This is a genomic window from Microtetraspora fusca, from assembly GCF_001570365.1.
In the GTDB taxonomy this organism is placed as follows: domain Bacteria; phylum Actinomycetota; class Actinomycetes; order Streptosporangiales; family Streptosporangiaceae; genus Microtetraspora; species Microtetraspora fusca.
This window is the reverse complement of the sequence record NZ_BBYK01000057.1, coordinates 146,278-154,166: the sequence shown is the minus strand read 5'-3', so window position 1 is coordinate 154,166 and position 7,889 is coordinate 146,278. Positions and strand designations below refer to the sequence as shown.

General features: G+C 70.1%; 7 protein-coding genes and 2 tRNA genes. 7 read left to right on the top strand and 2 right to left on the bottom strand.

The window, feature by feature from the left end:
- Nucleotides 1-380 precede the first annotated feature (380 nt).
- A complete protein-coding gene (locus tag AWQ68_RS26445; RefSeq protein WP_174554146.1) occupies nt 381-2,870 on the top strand; it encodes a DEAD/DEAH box helicase in 2,490 nt (829 codons plus the stop codon).
- Between the two features lie 88 nt (nt 2,871-2,958).
- Here the strand turns inward: AWQ68_RS26445 and dusB are convergent, their stop codons facing one another.
- The gene (gene dusB, locus AWQ68_RS26440; protein WP_066944767.1) at nt 2,959-4,071 is read right to left on the bottom strand and encodes a tRNA dihydrouridine synthase DusB; all 1,113 of its coding nucleotides are present in this window, start codon (nt 4,069-4,071) and stop codon (nt 2,959-2,961) included.
- 100 nt (nt 4,072-4,171) lie between these two features.
- Here dusB and AWQ68_RS26435 point away from each other — a divergent pair, with 100 nt between their 5' ends.
- The 4 genes from AWQ68_RS26435 (at nt 4,172) to AWQ68_RS26420 (ending at nt 5,543) form a co-directional block, all read left to right on the top strand.
- Nucleotides 4,172-4,834 carry an ACT domain-containing protein gene (locus tag AWQ68_RS26435; protein ID WP_066944765.1) on the top strand — a complete coding sequence of 221 codons (663 nt, stop codon included), beginning with the start codon at nt 4,172-4,174 and terminating at the stop codon, nt 4,832-4,834.
- 120 nt (nt 4,835-4,954) lie between these two features.
- Nucleotides 4,955-5,026, top strand: a tRNA-Gly gene (locus AWQ68_RS26430).
- A 29-nt stretch (nt 5,027-5,055) separates the two neighbouring features.
- A tRNA-Cys gene (locus tag AWQ68_RS26425) sits at nt 5,056-5,126 on the top strand.
- A 219-nt stretch (nt 5,127-5,345) separates the two neighbouring features.
- Nucleotides 5,346-5,543 carry a DUF5302 domain-containing protein gene (locus AWQ68_RS26420; protein ID WP_066944763.1) on the top strand — a complete coding sequence of 66 codons (198 nt, stop codon included), beginning with the start codon at nt 5,346-5,348 and terminating at the stop codon, nt 5,541-5,543.
- Between the two features lie 127 nt (nt 5,544-5,670).
- On the opposite strand, the gene AWQ68_RS26415 is transcribed toward AWQ68_RS26420, so the two are convergent.
- Complete coding sequence (locus AWQ68_RS26415; RefSeq protein WP_157545733.1) at nt 5,671-6,057, bottom strand: hypothetical protein; 387 nt, start codon at nt 6,055-6,057, stop codon at nt 5,671-5,673.
- Between the two features lie 331 nt (nt 6,058-6,388).
- On the opposite strand from AWQ68_RS26415, the gene add reads away from it, so the two are divergent.
- Together add and AWQ68_RS43705 are read left to right on the top strand one after the other, a co-directional pair.
- Nucleotides 6,389-7,366, top strand: a complete 978-nt coding sequence (gene add, locus AWQ68_RS26410) for an adenosine deaminase (RefSeq protein WP_066944759.1) — start codon at nt 6,389-6,391, stop codon at nt 7,364-7,366.
- A gap of 168 nt (nt 7,367-7,534) precedes the next feature.
- Nucleotides 7,535-7,870 (top strand): hypothetical protein, encoded by a 336-nt coding sequence (locus tag AWQ68_RS43705; RefSeq protein WP_169808987.1) that lies wholly within the window; start codon nt 7,535-7,537, stop codon nt 7,868-7,870.
- Nucleotides 7,871-7,889: the final 19 nt, after the last annotated feature.

Genomic DNA, 7,889 nt, shown 5'->3' with positions numbered 1-7,889 from the left:
GATCTGCGATCGGACAGTCGCAGACCGTAACCGAGCCGGCGCAGGGTGACCGTGAGCCGAAAGGCGTTCAGGTTGGAGTTCCTTCTACCAGGGGAGATAACCTTCGTCCCCGACGAAGGCTCCCATAGCCCCGTCCGCGCCGAGCAGCGCCAAACGTACCGCTGTCGCGGTGCCCTGCTCCGGAGTACGCAGGCCGGAGTGGTTGTTCAGATCGGTGGCGCGGTACCCCGGATTACACGCGTTGACCTTGATCGGATGGCTATCGCCACCGAGCCGGTACCTTAACAAACACCGCAACAAACACCGCGCGACACCGTGCGGCGTTTCCTCTCGCGCCTGGAGACGGAAGTCTCCAGGCTTAAGGTGATTTGATAACGAACATGAACCTCATCGGGCGCCTTCCGGCCGACAGCGAACCCGACTCGCTCTACGAGGCGTTCACCGCCTGGAACACCGAGCGGGGGCTGACGCTGTACCCGGCGCAAGAGGAGGCGCTGATCGAGGTCGTCTCCGGCAACAACGTGATCCTGGCCACCCCCACGGGGTCCGGCAAGAGCCTGGTCGCCGCGGGCGCCCACTTCGCGGCCCTCGGCCGGGACGAGGTCAGCTTCTACACGGCGCCCATCAAGGCGCTGGTGTCGGAGAAGTTCTTCGACCTGTGCGCGATCTTCGGCACCGAGAACGTCGGCATGATGACCGGCGACGCCTCGGTCAACTCCGACGCCCCGATCATCTGCTGCACCGCGGAGATCCTCGCCCAGATCGCCCTCAGGGACGGCGCGCGCGCCGATGTGGGCACAGTGATCATGGACGAGTTCCACTTCTACGCCGAGCCCGACCGCGGCTGGGCCTGGCAGGTGCCGCTGCTGGAGCTGCCGCAGGCGCAGTTCGTGCTGATGTCGGCCACGCTGGGAGACGTCGAGCGGTTCGAGAAGGACCTCACCCGCCGCACGGGACGCCCCACCGCCGTGGTGAAGAGCGCCGAACGGCCGGTGCCGCTGATCTACTCCTACCGGGTGACGCCGCTGCACGAGACCCTGGAGGAGCTGCTGTCCACGCAGCAGGCCCCGGTCTACGTCGTCCACTTCACGCAGGCGGCCGCCATGGAGCGGGCGCAGTCGCTGATGAGCATCAACATGTGCTCGAAGGCCGAAAAAGAGGCCATCGCCTCCCTCATCGGCGGTTTCCGGTTTACCACGCGCTTCGGCCGGGCCCTGTCCCGACTCGTACGGCACGGCATCGGCGTCCACCACGCCGGGATGCTCCCGAAGTACCGCCGCCTGGTGGAGCGCCTGGCCCAGGCGGGCCTGCTCAAGGTCATCTGCGGCACCGACACGCTGGGCGTGGGGGTCAACGTCCCGATCCGCACGGTGCTGTTCACCGCGCTGTCGAAGTTCGACGGCAACCGGGTGCGGCGGCTGCGGGCCCGCGAGTTCCACCAGATCGCCGGGCGGGCCGGCCGCGCCGGTTTCGACACCGTCGGATACGTGGTGTGCCAGGCGCCCGACCACGTCATCGAGAACGAGCGGGCGCTCGCCAAGATCGGCGACGATCCGAAGCGGCGGCGCGGCTACGCCCGCAAGAAGCCGCCGGAGGGCTTCGTCGGCTGGAGCGAGGAGACCTTCGAGAAGCTGCAGACGGCCGAGCCCGAGCCGCTGACCTCGCGGTTCAAGGTCAGCAACGCGATGCTGCTCTCGGTGATCAACCGGCCGGGCGACTGCTTCCAGGCGATGAAGCAGCTGCTCACCGACAACCACGAGGACCGCAAGGCGCAGCGACGGCACATCAGCCACGCGATCGCGATCTACCGGTCGCTGCTCGCCGGCGGCATCGTGGAGTCGCTCAAGGAGCCCGACGAGCACGGCCGCAGGGCCCGCCTCACCGTGGACCTGCAGGAGGACTTCGCGCTCAACCAGGCGCTGTCCACGTTCGCGCTCGCGTCGTTCGAGCTGCTCTCCCACGAGTCGCCGACGTACGCGCTGGACATCGTCTCGATCGTCGAGTCGACGCTGGACGATCCGCGCCAGATCCTGCACGCGCAGCTCAACAAGGCGCGCGGCGAGGCGGTCGCCGAGATGAAGGCCGACGGCGTCGAGTACGAGGAGCGCATGGAGCGCCTCGCCGAGATCACCTACCCGATGCCGCTCGCCGACCTGCTCTTCGGCGCGTACGAGACGTACCGGCGCGGCCACCCCTGGGTCGGCGACCACACGGTGAGCCCCAAGTCGATCATCCGCGACATGTACGAGCGGGCGATGACCTTCACCGAGTACATCCAGTTCTACGAGCTGGCCCGCTCGGAGGGCACGGTCCTGAGGTACCTCGCCGACGCGTACCGCACGCTGTCGAAGACCGTGCCCGAGCACCTCAAGACCGACGACCTCATCGACCTGATCGAGTGGCTCGGCGAGCTGGTCCGGCAGGTGGACTCCAGCCTGATCGATGAGTGGGAGAAGCTGGCCAACCCCTCTGAGGCGCTGGAGTCCGAGGCCGAGCTGGAGAGCAGGATCAGGCCGGTCACGGCCAACGCCCGCGCGTTCCGGGTGCTGGTCCGCAACGCGATGTTCCGCATGGTCGAGCTGGCTGCCCTGGACCGCGAGGAGGAGCTGGTCGAGCTGGCGCCCGAGGTGGAATGGGCCGCGGCGCTCGACGCGTACTACGAGGAGCACGACGAGATCGGCACCGGCCCGTCCGCGCGCGGCCCCGCGCTGCTCCAGATCGAGGAGGAGAAGGAGCTGTGGCGGGTCCGCCAGGTCATCGAGGACCCGGCCGGGCACCTCGACTGGGGAATCACCGCGCAGGTCGATCTCGCCGCCTCCGACGAGGAGGGCCACGCCGTGCTCCACGTCACCGGCATGACCCGCATGTGACCTTTCCCCCGGCAGGCCGAGCGCGCGGGCCGGTCGGGCCCGTGCGCTGACACGGGGATCGACGTCCGAGGTGCCGCCTTCCGACGGATCAGCCGCCGGAGGTGGCGTCCTCGGCGTCCGCGCCCGGGACGGTCGTGTCGTCGGGGTCGTCCAGCCAGCCGTGCGGCAGCAGCACCTTGGTCCGCTCGCCGCTCTTGCCGCGGGGGCCGTCGGCATCGGCCGGCCAGGGCTGCTGGCCGTCCAGCTCCTCGGCGCGCTCGCGCAGCTCGGCCAGGCTCGACACGGTGGTCAGCCCGCGGCGCGTCTCGGCGCCGATCACGAAGCCCTTGAGGTACCACCCCACGTGCTTGCGGAAGTCGGCCAGCCCGTGCGGCTCGCTGCCGATGACCTCGCACAGCAGCTCGGCGTGGCGCACCATCGTGGCCGCGACCTCGCCGAGCGACGGGCGGGTGCGCTCCGCCGACCCCTGGAAGGCGAGGTCGAGGTCGCGGAACAGCCAGGGCCTGCCCAGGCAGCCGCGGCCGACCACGACGCCGTCGCAGCCGGTCTCGGCCACCATGCGCAGCGCGTCGTCGGCCGTCCAGATGTCGCCGTTGCCCAGCACGGGGATCTCCGGCACGGCGTCCTTGAGTCGCTTGATGGCGTCCCAGTCGGCGGTGCCGCCGTAGTGCTGCTTGGCGGTGCGCGCGTGGAGGGCCACCGCCGCCACGCCCTCCTCGGCGGCGATCCGGCCCGCGTCCAGGTAGGTCAGATGGTCGTCGTCGATGCCCTTGCGCATCTTGATCGTCACCGGCAGCGGGCCGGCGTTCGCCACCGCCTCCCTGAGGATCGCCCGCAGCAGGTTCCGCTTGTACGGCAGCGCCGACCCGCCGCCCCGCCGGGTCACCTTGGGGACGGGACAGCCGAAGTTCAGGTCGATGTGGTCGGCCAGGTCCTCCTCGGCGATCATCCGGGCGGCCTTGCCGACGATGGCCGGGTCGACGCCGTAGAGCTGGATGCTGCGCGGGTGCTCCTCCGGGCCGAAGCGGATCATCTGGAACGTCAGCGGCACCCGTTCGACCAGCGCCCGCGAGGTGATCATCTCGGAGACGAACAGGCCACCGCCCTGCTCCCGGCAGAGCGAGCGGAAGCCGATGTTGGTGATCCCCGCCATCGGCGCGAGCACAACTGGGGGCCACACCTCGAACGTCCCGATTTTCATGTGTTCATTCTCGCCGCCGGCCGGGTGTGAGACGTACAAGATCATGGACGCCGGAAATCGGCCCTGGATACCCTGGTCGGGTCGAGGCGAGGAGGTCGTCATGCTCATGCGGCTGAGAATCTCGCTCCCCGACCGTCCGGGCGCTCTCGGGGAGGTCACCCGCGCTCTCGGCGCGGCGGGAGCCGACATCACCCAGGTCACCGTTCTCGACCGGGGCGAGGGCCGGGCGGTGGACGACTTCACGGTCTACTGGCCGGACGCGACGCCCCGCGAGCGCGTCACGGAGAGCCTGGAGGCCCTGCCCGGGGTGCGGGTGGAGGGCGTCTGGGCGACCAGGGAGGCCCCGGGGACGTTCCCCGAGCTGGAGATGCTCCGGTTCCTCACCACGGCGGGAGAGCGCGCGCTCGCCACGCTGATCGACTCCATGCCGGTGCTGTTCAGCGCGGACTGGGCCGCCGCGGGGACCGAGACCGTGCCCCGCGAGGTCGTCCACTCCAGTTGGCGCGCCCCTCGGGACGTCCCGTTCCCCGAGGTGACGCCGGACCGCCCGATGGCGGAGACGCTTCCGTCCGGATTGCACCTGATCACCGCTCCCCTGCCGCCTCTGGCGCTCTCGCTCGTCCTGGCCCGGGAGGAAGGACCGGACTTCCACCGCATCGAGGTGCACCGGCTGACTCGGATCCTGGAGATCTTCCTGATGCTGCCCTCGGTCGAGCGGAGCGCCGCGCGCGCGTTCCGCGACCACTCGGCGCGGCAGGTCTGACCGCGCGGCTTCGTGACGGAGGGTGAACGCGGGCCGGCGCGCCCGTGAACGCCGCGAGTCGCATAAGTACGCATCGGAGCCGGAAACCCGGTACAGTTACGGCAACGCCGTCAGGCGATCGCGGAAGTGGCTCAGTGGTAGAGCATCACCTTGCCAAGGTGAGGGTCGCGGGTTCGAATCCCGTCTTCCGCTCTGTGAGGTCTCCGACATGGGCCTCCCTCGGTGGAGTGGCCGAGAGGCGAGGCAGCGGCCTGCAAAGCCGTCCACACGGGTTCAAATCCCGTCTCCACCTCTGCATTCGGATCTGTTCGGGATTTCACCGTTCTTCGGACGTGCCGCGCCCGATCCCGTCGTGACTCTTCGATCAACCGTCCCACGAGACCCGTTCCGCACGCCCCCGATCCGCCGCCGCCGCGTACGGCGCTGGATCAAGAACGTGCGGGTGGCGGTAGGGTGAGCCTCAACCGCGCCGGTCCCGAAACCGTGCGCCTGCACGCCTCAGGAGGTCCGCATGGCCACCGCCGAACCGGAGCGCGACGACGCCCCCGAAGACGAGATGAAGCGGAAGTTCCGCGAGGCACTGGAGCGCAAGAAGCGCGCGCAGGCCGAGCGGAACGCCGCGGGCGCCGGCAAGGACCCGTCGAAGGTGCACGCCGCGCACGGCCCCGCGGGCGGCAAGCGTACGTTCCGCCGCAAGAGCGGCGGCTGATCGCGCCGAACCACGGCCGAAGCGCCATCGCCTCGCGGGTTTCCCCCGCGAGGCGACGGCGCGGTCGGCCCGGGAGCGCCGGGCCGTTCTCAGCGAGCGGCCGACCTAGCGGCCGTCACCGATCCGGCTAGCGGTGGCTGCGCTGCTCGTGGCTCCAGCCACGCTCGTGGCGCCACTGCTCGCTGCCGCGGTGCTCGTAGCGCCCCGGGTGCTCGTAGTAGCGCTCCGGGTAGCGCCCGTGCTCGTAGCGCTCCCGGGGCTCGCGGACCCGGGGCTCGCGGGCCCGGGGCTCGCGGCCTCGGCGGTGCTCGCAGGTGACGCGGCGCGTCTCTCCGTGGCTCCTGCAGTACTTGCAGCCGTTGCTCCACCAGCAGTCGGCGGCCTTCGTCGTGGTCGCGCCGCTGCCCTCCCCCTGGGACGCGGCGGTCGCGTTCGCGGGAAGTGCAGAGAAGGTGACGGGGAGGACGAGGGCGGATGCCACCAGCGCGCCGGTGGCGAATGCGTTTTTGAGCATGAGAATCACTCCGTGGGTGTCCTTGTGCTGGTGATCGCGCCCCCTCGCGGCGAGGGCCGGATCTCCGTGCCCGCTGGGCTCGCCGGCGATGCGGCCTGCCAGGGGCGCGTGGTGACTGACGGAGCGTCGAATCGGTCTCCCGGGATGACGCCGAAACGGCGTGTCGACCTACACCAACCGTAGGGACGCCTGCGGCAGGTGGTAACCCGTAAGTGGCAAAGGGCTCGGACGGGGAAGATTACCGTTTGTTCGGATAGACCGCGGGTTTGTTCAGCGTGTGAGCAGAATAACCGCGTGCCGGGCCCAGGGGCATGGCCCTAGGCTTCCGCGCATGCGGGAAATCGCTCGGCTGCCCAAGGCCCATCTGCACGTCCACCTGGAGAGCACCGTACGGTGGCGGACCGCCCAGGAGATCGCCGACGCGAACGGCCTGACGATCCCGGACCCTCCGGGGTCGTTCGACGGCTTCCGCAGCTTCGCCGACTACAACTCGCGCGTACGGGAGAGCCTGTGCCGGCCCGAGGACTTCCGCCGGATCGCGCTGGAGTTCTGCGAGGACGAGGCCGCCCAGGGCACGCGGTACGCCGAGGTCACCTTCACCGCGGCCTCGCACGGGGACCGGCTCGGCAGTCCCGAGATGCCGCTTGAGGCCGTGCTCGACGGGCTGGCCGAGGGTCGCGCCGCGTACGGCGTGGAGTGCCGGGTGATCCTGGACCACTCCCGCCGCCGCTCGGTCGACCGGGCCTGGCGCACGCTCAAGCTCGCCACGCGGTACGCCTCGGAGGGCGTCGTCGCGATCGGCCTGGCGGGCGAGGAGTCCTATCCTCTCGCTCCGTTCGCCCAGGTGTTCGACGCGGCGCGGGACGCGGGCGTCCGCCTCGTGCATCACGCGGGCGAGGAGGGTGGCCCCGACAGCGTCCGCGAGGCCCTCGTGCTCGGCCACGCGGAGCGCATCGGGCACGGCATCCGCGTCCTCGACGACGACGAGCTGGTGGCAGAGCTGCGCGAGCGGGAGATCCCGCTGGAGGTGTGCCCGACGTCGAACGTCGCCCTCGGGCTCGCGCCGTCGCTCGACGACCACCCGCTGCACCGGCTGCGCGCGGCCGGGCTGACGGTCACGCTGAACACCGACATCCCGTCCATCGTCGGGACGTCGCTGGTCGAGGAGTACGCCCGGGTGCGCGACGCCTTCGGGTACGACGACGCGGCTCTGGCCGAGCTGGCCCGCGCGGGGATCGACGCGTCGTTCGCGCCCGACGCCACGAAGGAGCGGCTGCGTCGCGACGTCGATGCGTGGCTGGCGTCGTGACCTCCGCATCACTCCGGTGAACCGGATCGGCTGAGTGCTCAGACCGTCGCGTTTCGAGCGGCGCATGCCCCCGTGACGGGCTCTGTGAGCAGGAAATAGACCGGAAATAAGAGACGTCGCCCCGTGAGCGCTCACGGGGCGACGCCGGGTCAGCGGGCGGAGCCCGCTATGTGCGGCAGCGCTTTACCGCTGCCGTTGTTGCTGCTGTTGCTGTTGCTGCTGTTGTTGCTGCTGTTGTTGCTGCTGCTGTTGCTGCTGCTGTTGCTGCTGCTGTTGCTGCTGCTGCTGTTGCCGCTGCCTGTGATGTCTGTGATGCCGGTGCCTACAGTGGCCGTGCGGGCAGGGCTTGAGCTGCCCGGTTTCGCCGATCGAGGTGACGACCGTGGCCGACGTTGCGGCGGCCGCGGGCTGCGCGGGCATCGCTGCGGGGACGACGAACGCCGAGGCGATCATCGCGCCTGCCGCGATTGCTTGCTTGAGCATCTGAATCACTCCGTGTGGTGAAGCTCCACGTCCGGCTCGC

Excerpts from the sequence above, each read along its gene's own strand:
- AWQ68_RS26435 (WP_066944765.1), top strand. The coding sequence starts at position 4,172 with ATGCTCATGCGGCTGAGAATCTCGCTCCCCGACCGTCCGGGCGCTCTC.
- AWQ68_RS26420 (WP_066944763.1), top strand. The coding sequence starts at position 5,346 with ATGGCCACCGCCGAACCGGAGCGCGACGACGCCCCCGAAGACGAGATG.
- add (WP_066944759.1), top strand. The coding sequence starts at position 6,389 with ATGCGGGAAATCGCTCGGCTGCCCAAGGCCCATCTGCACGTCCACCTG.
- AWQ68_RS26445 (WP_174554146.1), top strand. The coding sequence starts at position 381 with ATGAACCTCATCGGGCGCCTTCCGGCCGACAGCGAACCCGACTCGCTC.
- AWQ68_RS43705 (WP_169808987.1), top strand. The coding sequence starts at position 7,535 with ATGTGCGGCAGCGCTTTACCGCTGCCGTTGTTGCTGCTGTTGCTGTTG.
- AWQ68_RS26415 (WP_157545733.1), bottom strand. The coding sequence starts at position 6,057 with ATGCTCAAAAACGCATTCGCCACCGGCGCGCTGGTGGCATCCGCCCTC.
- dusB (WP_066944767.1), bottom strand. The coding sequence starts at position 4,071 with ATGAAAATCGGGACGTTCGAGGTGTGGCCCCCAGTTGTGCTCGCGCCG.